General features: G+C 34.1%; 21 protein-coding genes, 2 tRNA genes, 1 other RNA gene and 1 CRISPR repeat array. Of the genes, 14 read left to right on the forward strand and 10 right to left on the reverse strand.

Annotated elements, in window-relative coordinates:
• Positions 1-73: 73 nt before the first annotated feature.
• A complete protein-coding gene (locus tag JUD45_RS00410; RefSeq protein ID WP_138726571.1) occupies positions 74-1,189 on the reverse strand; it encodes a family 20 glycosylhydrolase in 1,116 nt (371 codons plus the stop codon).
• A gap of 284 nt (positions 1,190-1,473) precedes the next feature.
• On the opposite strand from JUD45_RS00410, the gene cas9 reads away from it, so the two are divergent.
• From cas9 to JUD45_RS00440, 6 genes are all read left to right on the forward strand, one after another.
• Positions 1,474-5,670, forward strand: coding sequence for a type II CRISPR RNA-guided endonuclease Cas9 (gene cas9, locus JUD45_RS00415; RefSeq protein WP_236018460.1), 4,197 nt, complete (start codon positions 1,474-1,476; stop codon positions 5,668-5,670).
• Between the two features lie 50 nt (positions 5,671-5,720).
• Positions 5,721-6,626, forward strand: a complete 906-nt coding sequence (gene cas1, locus JUD45_RS00420) for a type II CRISPR-associated endonuclease Cas1 (protein ID WP_138726572.1) — start codon at positions 5,721-5,723, stop codon at positions 6,624-6,626.
• Complete coding sequence (gene cas2, locus JUD45_RS00425; protein ID WP_203619443.1) at positions 6,604-6,909, forward strand: CRISPR-associated endonuclease Cas2; 306 nt, start codon at positions 6,604-6,606, stop codon at positions 6,907-6,909. Before cas1 ends, cas2 begins: the two co-directional genes overlap by 23 nt.
• Positions 6,906-7,583 carry a type II-A CRISPR-associated protein Csn2 gene (csn2, locus tag JUD45_RS00430; protein WP_138726574.1) on the forward strand — a complete coding sequence of 226 codons (678 nt, stop codon included), beginning with the start codon at positions 6,906-6,908 and terminating at the stop codon, positions 7,581-7,583. Before cas2 ends, csn2 begins: the two co-directional genes overlap by 4 nt.
• 27 nt (positions 7,584-7,610) lie before the next feature.
• Positions 7,611-8,174: direct repeats of the CRISPR family, unit length 36 nt; unit sequence GTTTTAGAAGTATGTCATATCAATGAGGTTTAGAAC.
• A gap of 400 nt (positions 8,175-8,574) precedes the next feature.
• Positions 8,575-8,973 (forward strand): EamA family transporter, encoded by a 399-nt coding sequence (locus JUD45_RS00435; protein WP_138726575.1) that lies wholly within the window; start codon positions 8,575-8,577, stop codon positions 8,971-8,973.
• Between the two features lie 32 nt (positions 8,974-9,005).
• Positions 9,006-9,482 carry an EamA family transporter gene (locus tag JUD45_RS00440; RefSeq protein WP_190246327.1) on the forward strand — a complete coding sequence of 159 codons (477 nt, stop codon included), beginning with the start codon at positions 9,006-9,008 and terminating at the stop codon, positions 9,480-9,482.
• A 254-nt stretch (positions 9,483-9,736) separates the two neighbouring features.
• Here JUD45_RS00440 and ssrA read toward each other — a convergent pair.
• Positions 9,737-10,107: a transfer-messenger RNA gene (ssrA, locus tag JUD45_RS00445) on the reverse strand.
• Positions 10,108-10,243: 136 nt separating this feature from the next.
• Between ssrA and JUD45_RS00450 the strand changes: the two genes are divergently transcribed.
• Positions 10,244-10,903 (forward strand): cysteine peptidase family C39 domain-containing protein, encoded by a 660-nt coding sequence (locus tag JUD45_RS00450; protein WP_138726577.1) that lies wholly within the window; start codon positions 10,244-10,246, stop codon positions 10,901-10,903.
• Between the two features lie 44 nt (positions 10,904-10,947).
• On the opposite strand, the gene JUD45_RS00455 is transcribed toward JUD45_RS00450, so the two are convergent.
• Positions 10,948-11,021 (reverse strand) — tRNA-Glu (locus tag JUD45_RS00455).
• Between the two features lie 117 nt (positions 11,022-11,138).
• On the opposite strand from JUD45_RS00455, the gene JUD45_RS00460 reads away from it, so the two are divergent.
• Positions 11,139-11,211, forward strand: a tRNA-Gln gene (locus tag JUD45_RS00460).
• A 52-nt stretch (positions 11,212-11,263) separates the two neighbouring features.
• Here the strand turns inward: JUD45_RS00460 and JUD45_RS00465 are convergent.
• Complete coding sequence (locus JUD45_RS00465) at positions 11,264-11,845, reverse strand: hypothetical protein (RefSeq protein ID WP_203619444.1); 582 nt, start codon at positions 11,843-11,845, stop codon at positions 11,264-11,266.
• A 157-nt stretch (positions 11,846-12,002) separates the two neighbouring features.
• On the opposite strand from JUD45_RS00465, the gene JUD45_RS00470 reads away from it, so the two are divergent.
• Complete coding sequence (locus tag JUD45_RS00470) at positions 12,003-12,380, forward strand: DUF1304 domain-containing protein (protein WP_138726579.1); 378 nt, start codon at positions 12,003-12,005, stop codon at positions 12,378-12,380.
• An 81-nt stretch (positions 12,381-12,461) separates the two neighbouring features.
• On the opposite strand, the gene JUD45_RS00475 is transcribed toward JUD45_RS00470, so the two are convergent.
• From JUD45_RS00475 to JUD45_RS00490, 4 genes are all read right to left on the reverse strand, one after another.
• Positions 12,462-12,824 carry a hypothetical protein gene (locus JUD45_RS00475; RefSeq protein WP_203619445.1) on the reverse strand — a complete coding sequence of 121 codons (363 nt, stop codon included), beginning with the start codon at positions 12,822-12,824 and terminating at the stop codon, positions 12,462-12,464.
• A gap of 311 nt (positions 12,825-13,135) precedes the next feature.
• The gene (locus JUD45_RS00480; protein WP_203619471.1) at positions 13,136-13,690 is read right to left on the reverse strand and encodes a cysteine hydrolase family protein; all 555 of its coding nucleotides are present in this window, start codon (positions 13,688-13,690) and stop codon (positions 13,136-13,138) included.
• 103 nt (positions 13,691-13,793) lie between these two features.
• Complete coding sequence (locus tag JUD45_RS00485; protein WP_203619446.1) at positions 13,794-14,147, reverse strand: hypothetical protein; 354 nt, start codon at positions 14,145-14,147, stop codon at positions 13,794-13,796.
• A 109-nt stretch (positions 14,148-14,256) separates the two neighbouring features.
• Entirely contained in the window at positions 14,257-14,586 is a 330-nt protein-coding gene (locus tag JUD45_RS00490; RefSeq protein ID WP_053792564.1) for a hypothetical protein, read from the reverse strand.
• Between the two features lie 133 nt (positions 14,587-14,719).
• On the opposite strand from JUD45_RS00490, the gene JUD45_RS00495 reads away from it, so the two are divergent.
• The 3 genes from JUD45_RS00495 to JUD45_RS00505 are packed head-to-tail and all read left to right on the forward strand — an operon-like array spanning position 14,720 to position 19,287.
• Positions 14,720-16,453 carry an ABC transporter ATP-binding protein gene (locus JUD45_RS00495; protein WP_203619447.1) on the forward strand — a complete coding sequence of 578 codons (1,734 nt, stop codon included), beginning with the start codon at positions 14,720-14,722 and terminating at the stop codon, positions 16,451-16,453.
• Entirely contained in the window at positions 16,437-18,272 is a 1,836-nt protein-coding gene (locus JUD45_RS00500) for an ABC transporter ATP-binding protein (RefSeq protein ID WP_203619448.1), read from the forward strand. The genes JUD45_RS00495 and JUD45_RS00500 overlap by 17 nt, the downstream gene beginning before the upstream one ends.
• Positions 18,273-18,288: 16 nt before the next feature.
• Complete coding sequence (locus JUD45_RS00505) at positions 18,289-19,287, forward strand: serine hydrolase domain-containing protein (protein WP_203619449.1); 999 nt, start codon at positions 18,289-18,291, stop codon at positions 19,285-19,287.
• Positions 19,288-19,324: 37 nt separating this feature from the next.
• On the opposite strand, the gene JUD45_RS00510 is transcribed toward JUD45_RS00505, so the two are convergent.
• Both JUD45_RS00510 and JUD45_RS00515 read right to left on the reverse strand, forming a co-directional pair.
• A complete protein-coding gene (locus JUD45_RS00510; protein WP_034532051.1) occupies positions 19,325-20,035 on the reverse strand; it encodes a type 1 glutamine amidotransferase in 711 nt (236 codons plus the stop codon).
• Positions 20,035-21,384, reverse strand: coding sequence for a Mur ligase family protein (locus JUD45_RS00515; protein WP_203619450.1), 1,350 nt, complete (start codon positions 21,382-21,384; stop codon positions 20,035-20,037). The genes JUD45_RS00510 and JUD45_RS00515 overlap by 1 nt, the downstream gene beginning before the upstream one ends.
• Before the next feature lie 170 nt (positions 21,385-21,554).
• Here JUD45_RS00515 and JUD45_RS00520 point away from each other — a divergent pair, with 170 nt between their 5' ends.
• Positions 21,555-22,139: a thymidine kinase gene (locus tag JUD45_RS00520; RefSeq protein WP_081034487.1), complete on the forward strand. Its 585-nt coding sequence runs from the start codon at positions 21,555-21,557 to the stop codon at positions 22,137-22,139.
• A gap of 10 nt (positions 22,140-22,149) precedes the next feature.
• A complete protein-coding gene (gene prfA / locus JUD45_RS00525; protein ID WP_053795277.1) occupies positions 22,150-23,232 on the forward strand; it encodes a peptide chain release factor 1 in 1,083 nt (360 codons plus the stop codon).

Here is a 23,232-nt window from a genome sequence, read left to right on the forward strand (position 1 = left end):
GACGTTGAGGAATATTCATAATTATTAAATATGGTAGACAGCTCCTCTATAAATATTTTGATAGTGAATGATTTTAATCTCTTTGGTTTAAGAACGCATTTAAGTATTCTTGACTAAGTTGATAGTCCTTTTTGGCACTGTAAACTGGTTGTTCGATGTTCCAAATACAAAGAGCAGAATCAATTTTTTTATTGCCAGTGTAAATGTTAGATTTATTATTATCGTCCCAAATTCTTTCATTCCACTGGGATAGTAATTCTTTCCAGTGGAAACGGGATTTAGCAGTGAACATCTTTTTGTTGTTAATTACATATAGGTAATAATAATTACAATTAATGACCTTGAAACCATGATTAACTAGTTGTGGCAAGGTAGCTCTTAATCTAATTAATTCTTTGCGACTATCTGGGTCGCTTTGTTGACCATTTTGACTCCAGTAAAAGATAGTTATGTTTTTGTGATATTGATTGATAGTTCGTTTATGAAAACTATCATTCCAAGCAGTTAATTTATAACCTTTGTGGTTAACAAATGAATCAATTGAGTTAATATATTTAACAAAGTTATTTTCTTCAGTTTTGTTGTCTAATGATATTTCATCTGATCCTACACCAATGTGATTACCCTTGGGAAGAAGTGGTAGATATTCGGATAGGATTTTTTTAGAAAGACTTAGAGTTCCTTTCTTTGAGAGTTTAAATTCATTGTATCCATTGCGGTAGATTAATTGTTTATTTAAACGACGACCTTTTTTAGTGTAACTAAGAAGTTTTACGATGCCTTTATTGTGACCAGGTAAATCAATTTCAGGAATTAATTCAATATGTTTACTTTTTGCATAGTTAATTAAACTCTTTAATTGACCTTTACTTAAAAAAGCTTTATGAGTCTTACGATTGAAGTAGATGCCTTTTTTGACTTTTGCCTTCTTTACAGTTTGCCCCAGGTAACTATTTTCAACACCAAAACGTTCATTGTCACTTAAATGTAACAAGACGAACTTGGCTTTATTCTTCGATAAAGTATTAATGTATCCTTTGATTAATTTAGGAGAATAATAGGTTCTCGCGCAATCTAATGTCATTCCTTTATTTCCCTGAATGTTATTAGCTGAAGTGGATATATTCGTAAAACTTATCGCAAATAGCATTGTGATAATCGGTAGTAAAAGCCAAATTCTATGTTTCATTTCATCGCTTCCTTATAATTATATAAGTAATTATAGCATAATATTTAATTGATAATTATAAAAAAGGCATCCACATTGTGGATGCCTTTTTTTATGTAATGTCCCGATAGCGAGATCAAAAATTGAAACTTAAATCGTTTGATTTTAACTTAGTATGTCATATCAATAAGGTTTAAATGTTGGTAGCTAACCAACAAGAAAAATTATATAACAAAAAAATTAGACTTGCAAGCGTAAGATTAAAAAAATATAATAAAATCATAAATAAAATTAGAGGGGATTTTTTGAAAAATTATCATATAGGATTAGATATTGGTACTTCTTCTGTGGGTTTTGCAGCCAGAGACGACGAAAATAATTTAATTCGTGTAAAAGGAAAGAATGTTATCGGGGCTCGTTTGTTTGCTGAAGGTAAAACAGCACAAGAAAGAAGAATGGCTCGTACATCTAGAAGAAGGTACAACCGACGTAAATGGAGACTACGATTATTAAATGATATATTCCATGATGAAATAGTACATAAAGATAAAGATTTTTTTAATCGATTAAAGCAATCTTCTATCTCCCCAAAAGACGATAGAAAAAAATATTTTGGTTCATTGTTATTTCCAGAATTAAGTGATAGTGAATTTTATCATAATGGAAATCAGACTATCTATCATCTAAGACATCGATTAATGACAAGCAATGAAAAAGCAGACATTAGAGAAATTTACTTAGCATTAAGACATATTGTCAAATATCGTGGTAATTTCTTGGATGATACACCAGTATCTTCTTTTGAAGCATCTGATTTAAAATTAGGTTCATTCATTCCTACTTTGAATGATTTGTTTGAGACTATTGATGTTAATTATGTATTTAATTCTGAAAATACTAATCAAATTGAATCTATCTTATTAAATAATGATCTTAGAAATTCAGATAAATCAAAGCAACTTGTTGATTTGTTATATCGAAATGTGTCTGACGTAGACGATAAGTCACTGGAAAAACAATTTAATAAGTTCAGAAAAGATATTTCTAAGGAAATTGCTAAATCTTTCGTGGGTAGTAAGTTTAATGTTAACAAGTTGTTGGCATATGAAACTGATGATGGTTCCAAAATTTCATTGAGTTTTTCAGATGCATCTAGTGATGACAAGATGCTTGAACTTGCTGATAATTTAGATGATGAAAGAATTAATATTTTAAATGCACTAAAAGTCATTTACTCTAGAGTTCGATTAAATCAAATTATTCCAAATGGAATGGGACTTTCTGAATCGATGATTGCTTCATATGAACTACATAAAAAACAATTAAACGATTTGAAGAAATTATTGAATGTTTTACCATTTCATGAAAAATATGCTGTGAAGGTTGCTTATGCGGCATACATTGGGAATATGGATGCCCAAAAGTTTACTCAAGCAGAGTTAAGTACAATTGAATCTTTAAAAGAAAAAGATTCAATTAAAAAAGTGATTGATTATAAAACTGGTCATATTACTAACGAATCTTTGATTAGTGTGATAAATCAAATAGTTGTCAATCCATATTTGGAGAATTCAGATTTTGAATTGATTGATATTGTTAAAAAAATAGATCAAGATATCAAAAATGGTGAATATCTTTTGAAACAACGAAATAACCAAAATGGGAATATTCCACACCAATTACACCAAATGGAAATGGATCAAATTATTGAAAAACAAAGTAAGTATTACCCATTTTTAGGTGAATTAAATCCTAATGAAAATCGTAGACATATTGCAAAATATAAAATTAGTGAATTAGTTGCATTTAGAGTTCCATACTATGCAGGACCATTGATTACACCTGAGGAGCAAGTCAAAACTTCTGGTGCATCTTTTGCATGGATGAAGCGCAAAGAAGATGGTGAAATAACCCCATGGAACTTTGATCAAAAGGTAGATAGGGAAGCTACGGCATCTAGATTTATTAAACGATTAACAGTTAAGGATACTTATTTATTTAATGAAGACGTTTTGCCTGATAATAGTTTGTTATATCAACAATTTAAGGTGTTAAATGAATTAAATGTGGTGAAGGTCAATAATAAGCGTCTTAGTCAGGCTGAAAAACAAGGTGCATTTAATGACTTGTTTAAAGTAACTAAGACAGTTACAGCTAAACGATTAAAAAATTATTTAGTAAGCAATTTTAACCATTTGGATACAATTGAGATTACTGGATTGTCTGATGGAGAAAAATTCAACAATGGATTAACCAGTTATGTTGATTTCCAAAAGATTTTTGGTGATAAGATTAACAATTTAGAATTAATGGATGATTTTGAAAGCTTAATCGAATGGTCAACTGTTTTTGAAGATAGACACATATTTGAAGAAAAAGTCAGAAATGAAATCAATTGGATATCTGAATCTGAACTAAAGCAATTAGTCGCAAAACGTTATTCTGGATGGGGAAGATTATCATCTAAGTTATTGGTAGGTATTAACAATGATGAAGGTAGAAACATCATTGAACAACTTTTTGAAACACCTGAGACTTTTATGGAAGCTATTTCTAGACCAGAAGTTAAGAAACAAATAGATGAAATTAATAGTGATTTTATCAAGAATACAGATATTGAAAGTGTATTGGCAGATGCATACACTTCTCCACAAAATAAGAAAGCAATTAGGGAAACCTATAAGATTGTTAAGGATATTCAAAAAGCAATGGGAGGAAAAGCACCTGAAAGTATTTCCATTGAGTTTACAAGAAACCCTGAGGATAAGGGTGAACTAACTAGATCTCGTCATAGTGAAATTTCTAGAAAGTACAAAGAATTGTCAAAAGAAATTTCAAAAGAATTAAATGATGAATTGAAGAGTAAAAAGAATAGTATGGATATAGATAAGTACTATCTATACTTCATGCAAATGGGTAAAGATTTGTATGACGGGAAATCAATTGATATTGACGATTTAAACAATTACCAAATTGATCACATCGTTCCTCAATCATTCTACAAGGATGATTCCTTTGATAATCGTGTATTGACTTACTATACTAACAATCAAAAGAAGGGTAATAATACTCCGTTAAATGGACTAAACATTAGCAATGAAACACGTAAATTATGGAGCCATTTGCATGATTTAGGATTAATTAGTAAAAGAAAATATCTAAACCTAACAATGCAAGGTTTAGATTCACTAAGCAAATACACTAAGCACGGATTTATTAGACGTCAATTGGTAGAAACTAGTCAGGTTATTAAATTAGTGGCTAATATTTTGTCTGATGAGTTTTCAGCTGATAATACAAAGATTATTGAAGTTAAAGCTAAGATGAACTCACAAATGAGACACTCATTTAATCTATACAAAATACGTGAATTAAATGATTATCATCACGCCTTAGATGCATATCTAACTACTTTTATTGGTGGATACCTATATAACCGATATCCAAAATTAAGAGGGATGTTTGTCTATGGTGATTTTAAGAAATTTGATGTTAATGATGCAAATAATGTTAAAACCTTCAACTTCTTGCACGATATTACCAATCCATCTGATAAATTTGTTAACCAAATCTATGACGAACAATCTGGTGAATTAATTTTAGATAGAAAACACGCTATCGAAACAATTAAGAAAATTTATCAATATAAGTTTATGCTGATAACTCGTGAAGTATCAACAAAGGATGACAAACTATCTGATCAAACTGTTTATTCGGCGAAGAGAATTAATAATGTAGCATCACCAATCCCAGTTAAAAAGAACAGTAACCCAGAATTATATGGATTTAGAACTGGGAATGTTGATCACCATATGGTAATTGTTAAGTATCCTAAAAAAGATAGTTTTGTTTACAAAGTTGTAGGAATTCCTATGAGATTTATGCAAGAGTTAAGAAGTTCAAAAAATCAAACAGAATACGAAAATACTTTAAATCGAATTGTTCAAGCTAAGTTAAATAGAAAGAAAATTGATTTTAGAGTGGTAGTTGATAATGTTATGTATGGTCAATTGATTCAGGATGGTGATGAAAAGTTTACACTTGGAAGTTCCACTTATAAATATAATGCCAAACAGCTAGTTATTAATATGAAGAATATTAGAATTTTAAGTAATGAACGTTATCTTAATTCATTATCTACGGATGAAGCTAACAGTGAATTTGTTAACCTTTATAAGGAAGTCATAAAAGTTGTTAATGATAGATTCCCATTATTTGATATTAATAAGTTTAGGGAGAAATTAAACAGAGGTATTGAATATTTTGAGAAACTTCCTAATTTGAATTACGGAAAAGAAAGTGGAAAGAAGGAAATTTTATTAAAAATTATGCAAGGATTGCACTGTGATGCTTCTATTGTTTCTATTAAAGAATTACACTTAACAACACCGTTAGGTCAAATACAAATACCCAAAGGTATTACACTATCTAATAATTCGATTATTATTTATCAATCACCATCAGGGTTATTTGAAAGAAAGGTTAGATTAAAAGATTTATAAAAATAAAAAAGACGATTATTAATCGTCTTTTTTTGTGAGGAGGAGTAAACATGGGCTGGAGAAGTGTTATTATTTCGAGTCATGCTAAAATATCTTATTCTAGTAATTGTATGATTGTTCAAACAATGGAAGGAATTAATAAGATTCCTATCGATGATGTATATTTATTATTAATTAGTACAACTCAAGCAGTGATCACGACTGAACTGATTAATCGACTAAATAAAGTAAACGCAAAAATCATATTCTCTGACGAATATCAGAATCCAGCATGTGAGATTGTTAATAATTATCCTAATAACAAAAATATTGAAAAAATTAATAAACAAATATTTTGGGATGATGGACGAAAAGAAGTACTTTGGACAAAAATAGTAACAAGAAAAATGATTAATCAATTGGCAGTTCTAAAATATAAACATAGAGATAATATTCAAGATATAAAGAATGAAATTGATAAAATTGAGATAGGAGATTCTAGTAATAGAGAGGCAGTGGTAGCTAGAAAATATTTTAAATTGCTTTTTTATAATGATTTTAGTCGAAATCAAAATTTAGCAATCAATGCAGCACTAAACTATGGATATTCAATTTTATTATCTAATTTTAATCGTGAAATTGTAAGTCAGGGATTCTCAACATATATTGGTATTCATCATCATAGCTTAGAAAACACGTTTAATCTTAGTTCGGATTTAATGGAACCATTTAGGCCGATTATTGATTATTGGGTTTCATGTAAGAAGATGAATTCTCTTACTCCGGATATAAAATTCGGTCTAGTGGAAATCTTAAACATGGAAATATTTTACAAGGAGAAAGAAATGTTAGTTAAGACGGCTATTAACAAATATGTTGCAGATTGTTTTGATTATTTGAATAATGGTAAAAATTTTGATTTAAAGGTGGAATTAAAAAATGAGGTACCGGATAATGAGATTGATAATAATGTTTGATCTACCAACAGAAACTTCAGATGATAAAAGGAACTATCAACGCTTTCGAAAGAAATTAATTAATCAAGGCTTTTTGATGATTCAATATTCAGTTTATTGCCGTGTATGTGTGACGAAACAATCCGCACAATTTTTAGAGAATAAGATTTCGGCATTTGCACCAGAAAAGGGATTAATACAGAGCTTTATGATGACAGAAAAGCAGTATAATGATATGCATTTTATAACTGGGAAAAAGAAAGAAGATGTTAGAAATTCATCCGAAAGGACAATTATCTTATGATTATTTCTTACGATACTCATGACAAGATAGAACCTTTGGATGATGATTTAATGATTATAAAAACTTCTAGTCAATCGGTTTACTTAGATATATTAAATGGATTAAATGATAGGAATGATTTAATAAAAGTTTTTGATAATGAATATAATAAATTGGAAAAAAGTAAATATATTGACTTTTACGGAGATCTGATTAGCTTTAATGGTCTATCTACTAAACAAATTAGTTCTATTATAAAGAAGGTAGTTGGTTATTTTGATAATGACGATATCGACTATATGCAAAGAAATATTTCATCGTTGAATAATTTTATTCAAGAAAAATTGTTTTTTTGGGATATACCATTATTAATTACTCAAGATATTGATATAGAAAAAACTATAAAAAAGCTGAATATTCATTTAAATCCAGACATTGAAGGAAATCCTTATGATATAATAGAATTATTGATAAGGTTAAAGATGGAAACTCAAGATAAGTCATTGATTGTTGTAAATAATTTAGCTAATTATTTGAACAGCGATCAGCTACAAAGCATTGAAAAATTATGTAAGGAGTTTGAAGTTCCATTATTAGATATTGAATTTGGTAAAAACAATGATATTAATAATACTGATTTTTCATTTTGTCAGTATTACTTTATAGATGATAACTTTGTTGACTGGCATTCTTAAAAATTAGATTTTGATTATAAAATATCGGTTTTAGAAGTATGTCATATCAATGAGGTTTAGAACGACCATCTGATGCTGTTCGTTCTACTTTCTGTTTTAGAAGTATGTCATATCAATGAGGTTTAGAACTTACTTTTATGCGTAACCGTAGACACACCAGTTTTAGAAGTATGTCATATCAATGAGGTTTAGAACGGTAAAGGTTCATTCTTCTATGGCGAACCAGTTTTAGAAGTATGTCATATCAATGAGGTTTAGAACTAGCAAGTTACAATTATAAAAATGATACGAGTTTTAGAAGTATGTCATATCAATGAGGTTTAGAACGATGACTGGGCTAAGCTCTGGCAACAAGCAGTTTTAGAAGTATGTCATATCAATGAGGTTTAGAACCAGCTACGAAGAACACACTCGTATGATTGCGTTTTAGAAGTATGTCATATCAATGAGGTTTAGAACTGTAGATAGTCAATAAATGCCTTTGAACCAGTTTTAGAAGTATGTCATATCAATGAGGTTTAGAACGATTAATTAAAAAATCGATCGACGGACTAAGTTTTAGAAGTATGTCATATCAATGAGGTTTAAAAAGAGCTTGCTATATAAGCTCTTTTTTAGAAATAGATTTAAAATAAGATATATTCTATCTTATTAATTATGATTACGTTTCAGTTATCTATGATTGTAAAATGAAAATTTATAATAAAGATGTAGTGAATATTCAGATTATATGATTTTAACACTCACAATATAATCTTAATAAAAAATTAATAAACTTTACTTTTTCTTAATATTTTCGTATAATACAGAAGTAGGTAGTCATTCCAGATGATTTATCTTAATGTTTATTATTTACAACTCTCTATAAATCTAATTGTGCACCTCTCTATGTAATCACGCACAAATTAGGTTGGCCTGTCCGCTTGTTGGGCAGGCTTTTTATTTACTCTATTTTATTTATGAATAATGATATACTTAATTTATTATAGATTTGGAAGATGCTATTAGAATTAAAGGAATTATATTAGAAATAATCGAATCAATATTTTGGGGTATGTCCAGAACTGTTGCAGAATATCTTTTTGAACATCACTTGGTAACACCAATTTGGTTGGTAGGTATTAGATTATTTGTTGCGGGACTTCTTCTTTTATGCTGGAGTCGGATAACTACGGGAGAATCAATTTTTAAAATTTGGCATAATAAGAGAGAAATACTTACATTAATCGCCTTTGCACTTTTAGGAATGCTTCCTTTCCAACTTACATATTTTATGGAAATTAGATATGGCAATGTGCCAACCGCATCTGTTCTACAATTTTTTGGCCCCATTTTATTATGGGATACGTTACCGTTTTTAATCATAAGTTACCTAACTTTGCTGAAATAGTTTCGGTAATTTTGACTTTGACAGGAACTTTTTTGCTAGTAACTAATGGACACATTGATTCGCTAGCTTTATCAATCGCTGCGATTGCATGGGGTATCGGGGCTGGTGTTAGTCAGGTATCTTATACTTTAATTCCTGCTAAATTGTTATCATCCTTTGATGATAAATTGATAGTAGGGTGGGGAATGCTATTAGGTAGTTTACCGCTATCTGGTTTTGTCTTAAGTACTTCTGCTCCTAAAGTATCAATGATCACAATAATTAGTATTGCCTTCATTATTGTCTTTGGTACGATGTTGGCATACTTGCTATATTTGATGAGTACGAAGTATATCTCACCATCAGTGACAGGTATGTTAAGTGCTTTTGAACCATTGACTGCTACTGTCTTATCAGTTGCTTTTCTTGGGACACATTTAGCTCCGGTACAGTTATTGGGTGGTTTATTTATAATTGCTACAGTATTGTACAAACAATTTTTAATAGGAAGAATTAGTGGATTATTCTGAAGATATTTAGAAAAAAGCCTGATGCATGAAACTACAATTATAGTTATATGATATATATATAACTTATACTTTTTAAACTTCTTTATTTCTTATCTTTATTATTACATTGACTATAAATAAGTACCTATATATTTAAAAAGGAATCATCCAATTAGGTTTTGGATGGTCTTTTTACATACTGTGAATATTTGAATTCAAAAAACAAAAAAGCTGCTGTAACAATGATTTTACTCATTGATTACAACAGCTTTTTTTTATGGAGGCGGCGGGAGTCGAACCCGCGTCCGAGCATATCGCCATTTGAATATCTACGCTCATAGGGATACTATTTGAAGTTTCACTGACCAAAGCACCGTATTCCGGGGTTAACATGATCAGCTAACCTGATTAATCTCTTTTACTTAACTTCAGGTGTGAGCAAGTAACGTAAGCCTATCAATTATAAAACCCAAGTTAGCCCCTAGGCAAAGCTAGTTGGATTGTCGTAGACTGCTTATTAGGCAGCTAAAGCGACGTTGTTTGAATTATTGTTTGCAGTTATAATTTAAAAACTGGACGGTTGAGCAGACGCCGCTGCGAACGCAATCCGAATTCGAACTATACCCGTCGAATCCATAACGCCCCCAAAAGGTACATATCAATGTTACCATATTTATAAAGACAGTGAAACGATATTATCATATAAAACACCATTTAGGGTGCGTTTTACACCATTTTATTGTTATAATGGAGTCTATACCTAAATAAATGAGGGTGAATTAATGAAAAGCAATTCAATTGCAAACGAAAATGTGCCACACTTTTACGTGCGTTTAAAGCACCGTAAGATGGAAAAGTGGTACGTCAATGAAATGCAAGCGGGGAAGCATCAACGCAAAGCATTCAATCATTCAGACGAGAAAGCAAAATTTGAAATTGATCAAATCGGTTTTTACCAAAAACATCTATGGTTGCACTTTGAAAACGAAAGTGATGCCGGATGGATTCCTAACAAATTCATTCGTAAGAACTACAGAATCTTAAATTTACAGGCCAGTAAGGATAATAACGAAGCTTCTAACGAGGAAAAGGCGTTATCAGTATTGGTTCATTTCTCTAGATCAGATTTTGATGTGTACGATAAGCTTGGCAGGATTACTGATAACTTGTCCGATGCAACCTTTAAAAGCATCCTAGTTAACAGTGTTGGCTCTTACAAGGATTTGACTAAGAAGTCATACCGTCGTGTGAGAAGTCAGATTAATCGTAACCGTCCTGTGATGTTATGGGGCAGACGAGATAATCAATGTATTGTCCTATTTGGTTTTAACCACCGAGTCTTCTTTTACTTTGATCCAGAAGATGGTTTGAACAAGACGATTACAGTTAAGGAATTAACTAAGCTATGGAAACGAAGTGGCTACAAAGCTATTAGTTACTAGCAAAGAAAAAGACAGCCGTTATTTGGCTGTCTTTTTCTTTATTATCACCCGCACGGGGATCGAACCCGTAACTCCGCCTTGAGAGGGCGACGTCTTAAACCAGTTTGACCAGCGGGCAATATCACTAATCAATCACTATATATTTATACTACTATTCATTTTTAGCACTGTCAATGCTGATAGACGTTGACATAAGGGTATTTTGAGTATTAAGATTAAATATGTAATCAGTTATTGAGTATTCGCCAAATTGGTAAGGCAGAGGACTCTGAATCCTTAATTTACTGGTTCGAATCCAGTATACTCAGTTTCTAAGCGTACATAAAAAGCACCGTCACTGTTAAGTGATGGTGCTTTTTATTATTCTTTTTTATCATCAACTAATTTTTCAGCCTTAGCTGCAAGTTTATTTAAATCCTGATCATTAAGCATATATCTACCAGCAAGCTCGTTTGCTAGCTCTGATTTTGCTCTTATAACCCAAGTGTGTGAATCTTGCATATCTTTATCAACGACTTGAATATAGCAATCTGAGGTGTGTTCAGTGTTAGTAACTGTTGATTTACGTCCACGAGAGGCACCAATAACAGCACCCACTCCGCCGAACAGAGCACCACCAACTAAGGCTGAACCTCTACGACCTTTAGTACTGATTGTTTGGCTTACATTAGGCTGAAAACTAACATTTAAAATGTAATAACGTGCGTTAGGTTTAGATGAAGTTGGAAAATAAACTTGCTTGTCTTTATTTAATCCCATGTAATGAACGATGTGATCTTTATTATCTGCACCAATTAACTCATTTGTTCGTTTATCTAAAATACTTACTTTAGTAAATAAAATACTTTCGCCATTATCTGCATCCAAGAATTTCTTTTTATTATGAACATGTACCCAAATGCAAATAGCAATAATTAAAACAATAAAAATAATAACTAACATAAACACCCTCCAATAAATATGTAATTCAATTCTATACTACCACTTTAGTAAGTACATACAAGGAGATTAAAGTTTTATAAACAATTCCCCCCAATTCACAACCATGTGCTTCTAGTATGTTAGAATCAAGATAAACGAAGGGTAAGGGGTGATTAGTTTGCAAATTATCAGTGATGTATTAGCGTTAATTGTCGCGGTTGAAGCATTGTTCATCATGATTCTAGAAATGTTCTTTAGTCGTACTAAGATGGCTCAAAAGGCATTTGATCTATCGATGGAATATCTATTTACACCTGAGACTAAGATTAGCATGGCTAACCAAGGCCTATACAATGGTTTTATCGGTGTCGGCATTCTATTGACGATGTTTGTTCTACCACAATCCATTGCAACTTTTAACCTATATCTATTTATAGGATTTGTGGTTGTTGCCGCCGTCTTTGGTGGTTTTACCGCTAACAAGAAAATCATCATCACACAAGGTTTGCCAGCCGCATTGGCATTGATCTCATTAATCATTACAAATAACATTTAAAATCAGACGTCACTATTAAGTGGCGTTTTTTATTTACTAAAAAATCCTTATCATATGGCAGATAAGGATTCTTAGAGAAGATTATAGTATATGTAAAACCAACACAATTAAGGCGGTTAAGATCGTCTTAATCATCAGTGGCCAGTCAATTACGTCTAACGTGAAGAGAATGACTTCGAAAATAACAAAGGCAATCTCAAAAATGGCTAGCTTTTTTAACTGCACATTCTCAACGAACATGATGATTAATTGCGCAATTAAGCAAATTACAAGGGTGATTAAGGAAATGACGTAAAACCAGCTATATATTGGTGAAAATCCACACATTTCCATCTTGTTGGAGGTTTCCAAATGGATTAGGCCAAATACTAGACTAGAGATTAATAGGTATAGATTTGCGAATATACATAGTAATCGGAAAGTCATATTGTTATTCTTTTTCAATTTTTCTCCCCCTTAGTAGTTATCAGCTATATTGAAAAGGAATATTCGTATTTTACAACTTTAATATGAGAGAAAGGTAAAGTCAGATTTTAGAATGAAAGATGAAAATAAAAAATCTTTCATTGTATATGGCAATTTTATAAAGTGACAGCAGCAATTTAACAGTTAAATGTCTTTACGGTGGGGGATTGATGCCTTTAGAAAGATTTAACCATTATGATAGAAAATTATACACAGTGTCTAAAAATGGCATTTATATTTTATTGTATTCTTATAAAAAAAGAAGCTATCTTTTGATAGCTTCTTTTTGTTTACTTAACTGTAGCGCCAAGGCTGCCCTTGAAGTGACTTAGTGCAAAGTCATGACCAGCTTTGGTTAATCCGGCGACTCCTTTTTCATGCACAACCACGTCGTAATTTAGGTTGTAAGCTGAAATAGCGGTGTGCAATACACAAATATCTGTGCAGACTCCTACAAGGTGTAATGTGTCCACTTTTCTTTCACGTAGACGAAGATCTAAATCAGTTCCGGCAAAGGCACTGTATCTAGTCTTGTCGAACATGTAGACTTTTTCTTCATCCTTATGGTCGTTATACCAGTCGTTTAGTTTTCCGTAGAATTCACGACCCCAGGTATTCTTTAAGTTATGTGGTGGAAATAACTTAGTTTCTGGATGGTAGGGGTTATTTTCTTGATGCAAGTCGGTTGGTAGAATGACCCACTTGCCAGCTTGACGAAATTCTTCAGCTAAATCAACGATGTAATCAACCAGCACTTGACCTGGTTTTCCAACGGTTAACTTTCCTTTATCATCAACGAAATCGTTCGTGTAATCAATAATCAGTAGGGCTTCATTACTCATAATGGATAACTCCTTAATTGAATTACTACTATTATATATGAGTATTTAAAAATAACCAGTTTTATTTATCGAAAACATAAGAAAAAAGTAGGACTAAATGTCCTACTTAAAATTTTAATAAATCTAAATCCATCACGTTTAAAATGTTTGCGATAATCACAATCCAATTCATGGCTACTAATTCAATATTAATATCGGGAGTAAGCATGCAGGCAGAAAAGAGCACTAGGACTAGGATTCCTAAGAAGACTTCCTTTGCTAATATGCTTCTCAAAAAGAAATTGCAGATAATTTGAATTAAGTAGCATAGAGCGAGGACAAAGAATAGTAAGCCGATCATAACGGCATTTTCAATATCGATACCATCTGAAAATGTGTATACCATTCCGGTCGCTATATATAGTGCCACCAGGAAGAATTCACAGATTGAGATGATAATCGCGGCAATCCTACTGTTCATTTCATTACTCCATTTTTTGAACTAACAGTATAAAATAATACTATTTGCAACAAAATACGTCAAGTTGTTGCTTTTTATAGTATAAAAATTTTATTATAGTATAATATAATTATTCAAAAGATAAATCGAGGAAATATTTACCGAGGTCTAAGATATGACTGGTAGAAATCCAGACGTCGTGAAACGCCATTGAACTTGTATCGGTCATTTCACTGAAGTAATCCAAGAGGTGACTGTTTTCTTCTAAAAATGATCTGTTCATGCGATTGGCACGAATACGATTTTTAGGGAAAAAGAGGTCAGGATTACCGACAGCAACGTCATCTTGAATTAGCATTTGGATGGCGTTGTTGTACTTATTATTATTAATGATGACCTTGTCAGGATTGTTTTTAACAAACGTTAAGACGTTTCTTAATGCATCAGAATTACTTCCCATAGTATTACTCCTTTGTGTGTATTTAATAAAAGGGTAATGTAATCCCTTTTAAAATCAACGAGTAGAGTATATAATAAGCTTTTGAATTTTAAAACGGTAATCAATAAAAAAATCGTTCGGAGTGAATGTAAATATGATAAAACTCGCTAAGAAGTATTTAGTATGGTGGGCAGTTGTTGCAGCTGTCCTATTTATGGTGGTGCAAGTCTCATGTGATTTGTATTTACCAACCGTTACTTCTAACTTAATCGACAAAGGGGTCGCCCAAAATGATATTAACTATATCTGGACCCAAGGTCTTAAGATGTTAGGAGTTGCGTTTATCGGGGTCCTAGCAGCAGGGGGGAACATCTTCTTTGCTGCCACCCAATCCCAAAAGATGGGGAAGAAAATTAGATCAGCTTTATACCGTAAGATTATTTATTTAGCTGACCAAGACTTGGATAAGTTTGGGGATGCATCATTAATTACTAGAAATACTAATGATGTTGTGCAAATCCAAAACGTAATGATTCAAGTATTAAGAATGATGGTAATGGCACCAATTATGTTAGTGGGTGCAATGGTATTGGCTTTTGTTAAGAGTCCACATCTTACCGTTGTCTTCCTATGTGCATTAGGTGTCTTATTAGTCTCTGTATTTATCATCATGTCATTTGCCGGACCTCTATTTAAGAAGTTACAAGGTCAAACTGATAGATTGAACTTGGTCTTTAGAGAAGGGCTAACCGGTGTTCGTGTTATCCGTGCATTTAACCGTGATCAATATGAACAAGACCGTTTTGATAAGTACAACAACAAGTACGCTAAGACAGGAATTAGAGTCTTCATGCTTACTTCATTAATGTTCCCACTTATGACTCTTATCCTAAGTGGAACTAACGTTGGAATCGTATGGTTTGGTGCCAAGATGATTTCTACTAACTCACTTGCAGTTGGTAACTTGGTATCATTTATGACTTATGCTACTCAAATCTTGATTAGTTTCATGATGCTTTCAATGCTTTTCGTATTTATTCCTAGAGCCCAAGCATCAGCAAGTCGTATCAATGAAGTATTAGATGTTAACGATTCAATCGTCGACGCTGACGAAACTGTGGCACCAAAATCTGATTCAGCTAGTCTTTCATTTGACCACGTTGACTTCAGATACGGTGACAGCAAGAAGTTAGCACTTCAAGACATTAACTTCTCAGCTAAGGCCGGCCAAACCGTTGCCATTATCGGTGAAACTGGTTCTGGTAAGTCTAGTTTGGTTAACTTGATTCCTCGTTTGTACGACGTTTCAAGTGGTGAAATCAAGATTGATGACACTCCAATCAAGGACATGGCACAAAAAGAACTTCACAAGTTAATCTCAATTACTCAACAAAAGGCAGTCCTATTCACAGGTACTGTTAAAGAAAACATGATGTATGGTAATGAAGATGCTACAGATGATGAAATCTGGCATGCACTAGAAGTTGCTAAGGCAGCCGACTTCGTTAAAGAAGAAGGCGGATTAGACACCCGTGTTGAACAAAACGGTGATAACTTCTCTGGTGGACAAAAACAACGTTTGGCAATTGCTAGAACGATTCTAAAGAATGCTGACGTTTATGTATTTGATGACTCATTCTCAGCATTGGACTTCAAGACTGATGCTGAATTAAGACAAGCATTGAACAAGGATGAAAAGATTCAAAGTGCTGTAACAGTAATTGTTGCGCAAAGAATCTCAACCGTTGCCGATGCCGATGTCATCTTGGTATTGAACAATGGTAAGGTCGTTGGATCAGGTACTCACGCAGAACTATCCAAGGATAACCCATATTACCGTGCTATCTTAGACTCACAAATTAAGAAGGGAGATGACGACCGTGCATAATCATGGAAAAGGAAAAGGCGCAAAAGCAGAAAATTTCTGGTCAGCAACATGGCGCTTAGTGAAGTATGTTAAACCATGGATGCTGGGAATCATCTTCACATTAATCATGGCAATCGCTGCCGTGGTACTACAAATTGTTACTCCTAAAATTTTAGGGGAAGCTACTACTGAAATTTACAAGGGTGTTATGAAGGCCTTTGTGATGAAGAAACAAGGTCTATACGTTTCTTCAATTCCAATCGATTTTACAGCGGTTGGACATATCCTAATTACAGTTGCTTCATTATATATCTTGGCTGCGTTATTCAACGTTGGTCAACAATTTATTATGACTTACATTTCGCAAAAGGTTGTTTACCAATTGAGAAAGGATTTGAAAGCTAAACTAGAACGTTTACCAATCTCATACTATGACACTCATTCCAATGGGGATATCATGTCTAGAATGATCAACGATATGGATAACATTTCTACAATGCTTCAAACCAACTTAACGCAATTTATCACCAGTGTGCTTCTATTCTTTGGTGTGTTATACATGATGTTAACCATTAGTTTTTCACTAACATTGGTTGCCATCTGTACACTTCCATTAATCGGAATCATTGTTGGGGTGGTTGCTCCTAAGTCACAACGTTTCTTCAGTAAGCAACAAAGTCACTTAGGTGATGTTAATGGTCAAGTTGAAGAAAACTTCGCTGGTCATACAATCATCAAGACCTTCAACCGTGAAGAAGAAGCAATCAAGCAATTCGAAGAACAAAACGATAAATACTACAACTACGCATGGAAGGCGCAATTCGTATCAAGTTTCATGTTCCCACTAATGAACTTCGTGAAGAACTTAAACTACGTTTTCGTAGCCATCTTTGGTGGAATTAAGGTTGCCGCAGGTGCCGTTACTTTAGGTAATGTTCAAGCATTCCTACAATACGTCAACATGTTTAACCAACCAATCACCAACTTAGCTAACTTAACTAATACTATTCAATCAACTATTGCATCTGCTGAACGTATCTTTAAGGTCTTAGATGAACCTGAAATGACTGATTCAGATGTGAAGTTGGCACATGAAGAAACTAACGACAAGATTAAGTTCGAAGATGTTAACTTCAGATACGTTGAAGACACTCCTTTAATTAAGGACTTTAACTTAGATGTTCCAAAGGGAACCACTGTCGCCATCGTTGGACCAACCGGTGCTGGTAAGACAACCATCATTAACTTGCTAGAACGTTTCTACGATATCGATTCTGGATCAATCAAGTTAGATGGTGTTGATACTCGTGAATATTCACGTAGTGAACTTAGATCACACATCTCAATGGTGCTACAAGATAGCTGGTTATTCACTGGTACCATCTTTGATAACATCAGGTATGGTAATGCTAACGCTACTGATGAAGAGGTATATCAAGCAGCTAAGGAAGCTCAAGCAGACGAATTCATTGAAAAGTTACCTGACGGATACGATACTGTGTTAAACGAAGCAGCATCAAACGTTTCTCAAGGTCAACGTCAATTGATCACAATTGCGCGTGCATTCCTTGCTAACCCAGAAATCTTAATCTTGGATGAAGCAACTAGTTCAGTTGATACTAGAACTGAATCATTAATCCAAGACGCAATGGACCGTTTGATCCAAGGTCGTACTAGTTTCGTTGTTGCCCATAGATTATCAACTGTGCAAAACGCAGAAAAGATTATTGTGATGAACCATGGACAAATTAAAGAAACTGGTAACCACAAGTCATTAATGGAACAAAATGGTTTCTATGCTGACTTATACAACTCACAATTTATTGGTAACAATCTATAATTAGGTGATGAAGACGATGAAATATAATAAGACGGAATTGGCGATTCAAAAGTTAGTTGACGATGGAGTCGTTCCAGGCGTTAACTATGCATTTATCGATGAAGATGGCACTCAACGTCATCTAATTGGAAAAAAGCAACTAGTGCCTAAAGAGGTGCCTTTAGACGATAGTCATTTGATCTATGACATGGCATCCTTAACCAAGGTTGTTGGAACCACGATGGTGATTTTAAAACTAGTCGAAGACGATAAGCTATCGCTAGAAGATTCAATTAGTGACTACTTACCAGAATGGCAATATCCAGAAGTGACCGTGCGTAATCTAATTACCCACACTTCAGGAATTGAGGGCTACATTCCACATCGTGATCAACTAGACCATGATGAGCTAATCGATTCACTCTTGGGATTGAAAGCGGGTGCTGGTTTAAATCACGAAATGCACTATGCTGATGTCAACTTTATCTTCTTAGGATTAATTGCTAAGCAGGTGACTGGTAAAGCCATTCAACCTCTAATTGAGGAATTGGTCTTAAAACCATTGCACATGGTCAACAGTTCATTTCATCCTGATGCCGACAAGTGTGTGCCAACCACATATGATAAGGAACACGGGTTGTTACAAGGCCATGTTCATGATCCAAAGGCACAGGTGTTAGGTGAAGACTGTGGTTCAGCCGGACTATTCAGTAATATGGATGACTTATTGTTGTTTGTGGAATCTATATTGAATCCAGACAACAATCCAGTTCTAAGTTCTGACACAGTCCGTGGCTTTTACACCGACCAGACTAAGCATGACTTAGGAAGAAGCTATGGCTTTGAAAGAATTAATTACGAGGGGATGCCATTTATCTGGCAATCTGGTTTTACCGGAACCTTTATCGTGATTATTCCTGAAAAGAAACGTGCTATGGTATTTCTATCAAACCGCATTCACCCGGTATCACCAAACGAATATTATATTGAACGTCGTAAACCTTTGATTGAAACCTATTTAAACGAAAACAAATAAAAAAGACGGATACTTAATGTATCCGTCTTTTTGTTTATTAATATGATTCTGAAACGTCAATCTTTTCTTGAGCAGAGAAGTCATCGTTAGGGTAACGACGTTTCAATGCTTTGATTAAGATGTGTTTTGCGATGATGTTGTTTCTAGCTAGGATAGGACCGTGGAAGTATGTGCAGTAAACGTTTTTGAAGATTGCACCTTCAGCTTGATCGGTACCGTTGTTACCGTAACCTTGTTCAACATCACCTAATGGACGTTCGCCATTTCCAGTGTAAGTAACACCTTGGTGGTTTTCGAAGCCGTGGTAAACTTCACCGGTTTCCTTGTTCTTAATCTTGATATCACCGATGAAACGGTTGTCGTGTTGTTGTTCAGTGTAGTGGTCTAATACGCCGATACCGGGAATTTTGTTCCCTTCAGCATCGATGTAATACTTACCTAGAAGTTGGTAACCACCACAGATAGCTAACAAGCAACCATCTGAATCGATGAACTTTTTGATTTCATCTTTTTTAGTTTGAAAGTCTTTTGAAACAATGCTTTGTTCAAAATCTTGTCCACCACCGAATACGGCGATGTCATAGTCATCAGATTTGAAGTCTTCGTCTAAACTAACGACTTGTGATTCAACGTTGATGCCCATCTTCTTTCCATAGTATTTAAGAACTAAGATATTTCCTAAATCACCGTAGGTATTCATCAAATCACCGTATAGATGGGCAATGTGTAATGTATATTCTTTGGTCATTATTCCATACCTCCCTTAATGTAACCTTTTTCTGCAAAGTCTTTTCTTAATTGAAGCATTGCAGTGTAGGTAGCTAGGATGTAAACCTTCTTAGTTGGTAGAGTAGGGATTTCTTCGACTACCTTTTCTAGGTTAGGTTGCACTTCATGAATGTTTTCATCCACACCGGCAACCTTGAATCTAAAGGTAATGTCCTTGTATCTTTCACCACCGGTGATGAACTTCTTGATTGGCATCTTGGTGAAGCGTTCGAATTCACCGTCCCAAATCCAACTAGTGTCAATTCCGTCAGCGTAGTTGGCGTTTAGTAGGCAGATTAGTGAGAAGTCATCTTTTTCCTTTGAAATGGTATCGATAACTTGGTTTAGACCAACAGGGTTCTTAACCAATACTAATGTAGTTTCTTTACCATCGATGTCGATTAATTCTTGACGACCAAAGACACGTTCGTTGGCAGTAAATGCGTTAGCGATGTCCTTTGAATCAACGTCTAGGAAACGGCCAACTGAATAAGCAGCTAGGGCATTGTAGATGTTATATATTCCACCAATTCCAATTGATAGATCTTGGCCATCGACAGTGAAGTCAGATGAGTTAGGAGTTAATGCACCTAGTTTAGTTAATTCATGAGTTAGTTCTGGGCGTTTGAAACCACAGTGTTCACAGAAATAGTTACCTAAGTTGGCGTAACTGATGTAGTGGTAGTGCAAGATGTTTTGACATACTGGACATAAGACACCATCAGTATTTGGTTCCGCCTTGAAGTTATCTTCGTCATCATGATTCTTGAATCCGTAGTAAATCTTTGGATTTGGTAAATCAACGGAGTTAAAGATGGGTGCATCACCATTGGCGATGATAGTAGCTTCTGGCGCTAGTTTGACACCATCAATAATCTTCTTGTAGGTAGTGTAGATTTCACCATATCTATCCATTTGATCACGGAAGATGTTAGTGAAGACAAAGGCGATTGGTTTAACGTACTTAGTTAGTTTAATAACGTTTGCTTCATCGACTTCCAAGACAGCAAGTGGACGGTTTGTCTTAGGATTTTTAGCTTTTAGAAATGTAGTTACTAGACCTTGTTCCATGTTAGAACCAGATGGGTTAGTAACAACGTTTTGGTATTTTTGTTTTAGCACTTGAACAGTAAGTGCAGTGGTTAGGGTTTTTCCGTTAGTACCAGTAACCACAATAATGTCATAGTTTTGACCTAGATGTTTTAAAATCGCTGGATCAATTGCGGTGGTAATCTTTCCAGGAAGTGAACTTCCCCCGTTCATAAAGGTATGTAAAAACCAGTATGAAGACTTACCAGCAAAAGTCGCAAATTCGCTTCTTATAGACATTGCTTGTACTCCTTAATTAATTAATACACAAAATTTTATCATACTTTACTATTATAGACCGAATAATTGCATTATTTCAGTAAAATGATGTAAATTCTTTGGAACTGTCGAAATTAATTCGTAAATCAGCTATAATAATAAATGAAAAAATACAGAAAGCGAGTTTAATCATGGCACAACTATATTATCGCTACGGGGCAATGAACAGTGGAAAGTCCATTGAAATCATTAAAGTTGCTCATAATTATGAAGAACAAGGTAAATCAGTCGTAATCATGACAAGTGCATTGGACACAAGGGAAGAAAGAGGTACTGTTGCCTCCCGAGTAGGATTAAGTAGAAGTGCACATGTGATTGAAGCGGATTCTGATTGCTTTGAAATGGTCAAAGAAATTGACCCAGATGCTAGTTGTATCTTAATTGACGAAGCCCAATTTTTAACTAAGGCTCACGTCTTACAATTAGCTAAAATTGTCGATGAACTATCGATTCCAGTAATCGCATTTGGTCTAAAGAATGACTTCCAAAACAAGTTATTCGAAGGGTCTGAAGCGTTATTGTTATATGCTGACAAGATTGAAGAAATGAAGACTATTTGTTGGTTCTGTGGTAGAAAAGCCACAATGAACCTTCGTTTCCATGACAATCAACCAGTATATGAAGGTGAACAAATTCAAGTAGGTGGGAACGAATCATACTACCCAGTATGTCGTAAGCATTATTTCAACCCACCTTTGGACGAAATGGGAAAGTGAGGAATAATTAATGGATGAAATATTTGAAAAGCTGCAATCAGTAGTTGATCGATACGATGAACTAAACGAATTGATCAGTGACCCAGAAGTTATTGCAGATACAAAACGTTTCATGGAACTATCTAAAGAAGAAGGTAGTTTAAGAGAAGTTGTTGCAGCTTATAACAAGTACAAGGACGTTGTCTCACAACTAGAAGATGACAAGGCCATGCTTGCTGAAAAGCTAGACGATGACATGAATGAAATGGTTAAGAGTGAAATTAGTGAATTAGAACCACAAAAGGCTGAACTTGAAGAACAAATCAAGATTATGCTATTACCTAAGGACCCTAATGATGACAAGAACATTATCATGGAAATTCATGGTGCTGCTGGTGGGGATGAAGGTAGCTTGTTTGCTGCTGACTTATACAATATGTACATTCGTTATGCAGAAAGCCAAGGCTGGAAGACATCAATCATTGATGAAAGCGACACTGAAGTTGGTGGTTTTAAGGAAATTGCCATCATGATTCAAGGTGAAAATGTTTATTCTAAATTGAAGTTTGAAAACGGTGCTCATCGTGTGCAACGTGTTCCTTCAACTGAATCAGCTGGTCGTATTCATACTTCTACTGCTACCGTTGGTGTTATGCCAGAGGCTGAAGATGTTGATATAGATATTGATCCAAAAGATATTAAGACTGATGTTTACCGTGCATCTGGTGCCGGTGGACAACACGTTAACAAAACTTCATCAGCTGTTAGAATGACCCACTTGCCAACAGGGATTGTTGTTGCTATGCAAGATGAACGTTCACAACAACAAAACCGTGCTAAGGCAATGCAAGTGTTGAAGTCACGTGTATACGATTATTACCAACAACAAGAAGAAGATAAGTATGACGCTGAAAGAAAATCAGCCGTGGGTACTGGTGATCGTTCAGAAAGAATTAGAACTTACAACTATCCTCAAAACCGTGTTACTGATCACCGTATTGGTTTGACAGTTAACAAGTTGGATAAGGTTATGAATGGTGACTTAGAAGATATCATTGACGCATTGATTCTATCTGACCAAACTGCCAAGTTGGAGCAACTAAAGAATGACTAA

Source organism: Apilactobacillus nanyangensis (assembly GCF_016861915.1).
Classification (GTDB): domain Bacteria; phylum Bacillota; class Bacilli; order Lactobacillales; family Lactobacillaceae; genus Apilactobacillus; species Apilactobacillus nanyangensis.

What these genes read in the sequence shown, in the direction of transcription:
- JUD45_RS00485 (WP_203619446.1), bottom strand. Translation starts at nt 14,147, where the DNA reads ATGAACAGTAGGATTGCCGCGATTATCATCTCAATCTGTGAATTCTTC.
- JUD45_RS00490 (WP_053792564.1), bottom strand. Translation starts at nt 14,586, where the DNA reads ATGGGAAGTAATTCTGATGCATTAAGAAACGTCTTAACGTTTGTTAAA.
- csn2 (WP_138726574.1), top strand. Translation starts at nt 6,906, where the DNA reads ATGATTATTTCTTACGATACTCATGACAAGATAGAACCTTTGGATGAT.
- cas2 (WP_203619443.1), top strand. Translation starts at nt 6,604, where the DNA reads ATGAGATTGATAATAATGTTTGATCTACCAACAGAAACTTCAGATGAT.
- JUD45_RS00510 (WP_034532051.1), bottom strand. Translation starts at nt 20,035, where the DNA reads ATGACCAAAGAATATACATTACACATTGCCCATCTATACGGTGATTTG.
- JUD45_RS00515 (WP_203619450.1), bottom strand. Translation starts at nt 21,384, where the DNA reads ATGTCTATAAGAAGCGAATTTGCGACTTTTGCTGGTAAGTCTTCATAC.
- cas1 (WP_138726572.1), top strand. Translation starts at nt 5,721, where the DNA reads ATGGGCTGGAGAAGTGTTATTATTTCGAGTCATGCTAAAATATCTTAT.
- JUD45_RS00500 (WP_203619448.1), top strand. Translation starts at nt 16,437, where the DNA reads ATGACGACCGTGCATAATCATGGAAAAGGAAAAGGCGCAAAAGCAGAA.
- JUD45_RS00505 (WP_203619449.1), top strand. Translation starts at nt 18,289, where the DNA reads ATGAAATATAATAAGACGGAATTGGCGATTCAAAAGTTAGTTGACGAT.
- JUD45_RS00465 (WP_203619444.1), bottom strand. Translation starts at nt 11,845, where the DNA reads ATGTTAGTTATTATTTTTATTGTTTTAATTATTGCTATTTGCATTTGG.
- prfA (WP_053795277.1), top strand. Translation starts at nt 22,150, where the DNA reads ATGGATGAAATATTTGAAAAGCTGCAATCAGTAGTTGATCGATACGAT.
- JUD45_RS00410 (WP_138726571.1), bottom strand. Translation starts at nt 1,189, where the DNA reads ATGAAACATAGAATTTGGCTTTTACTACCGATTATCACAATGCTATTT.
- JUD45_RS00495 (WP_203619447.1), top strand. Translation starts at nt 14,720, where the DNA reads ATGATAAAACTCGCTAAGAAGTATTTAGTATGGTGGGCAGTTGTTGCA.
- JUD45_RS00520 (WP_081034487.1), top strand. Translation starts at nt 21,555, where the DNA reads ATGGCACAACTATATTATCGCTACGGGGCAATGAACAGTGGAAAGTCC.
- JUD45_RS00450 (WP_138726577.1), top strand. Translation starts at nt 10,244, where the DNA reads ATGAAAAGCAATTCAATTGCAAACGAAAATGTGCCACACTTTTACGTG.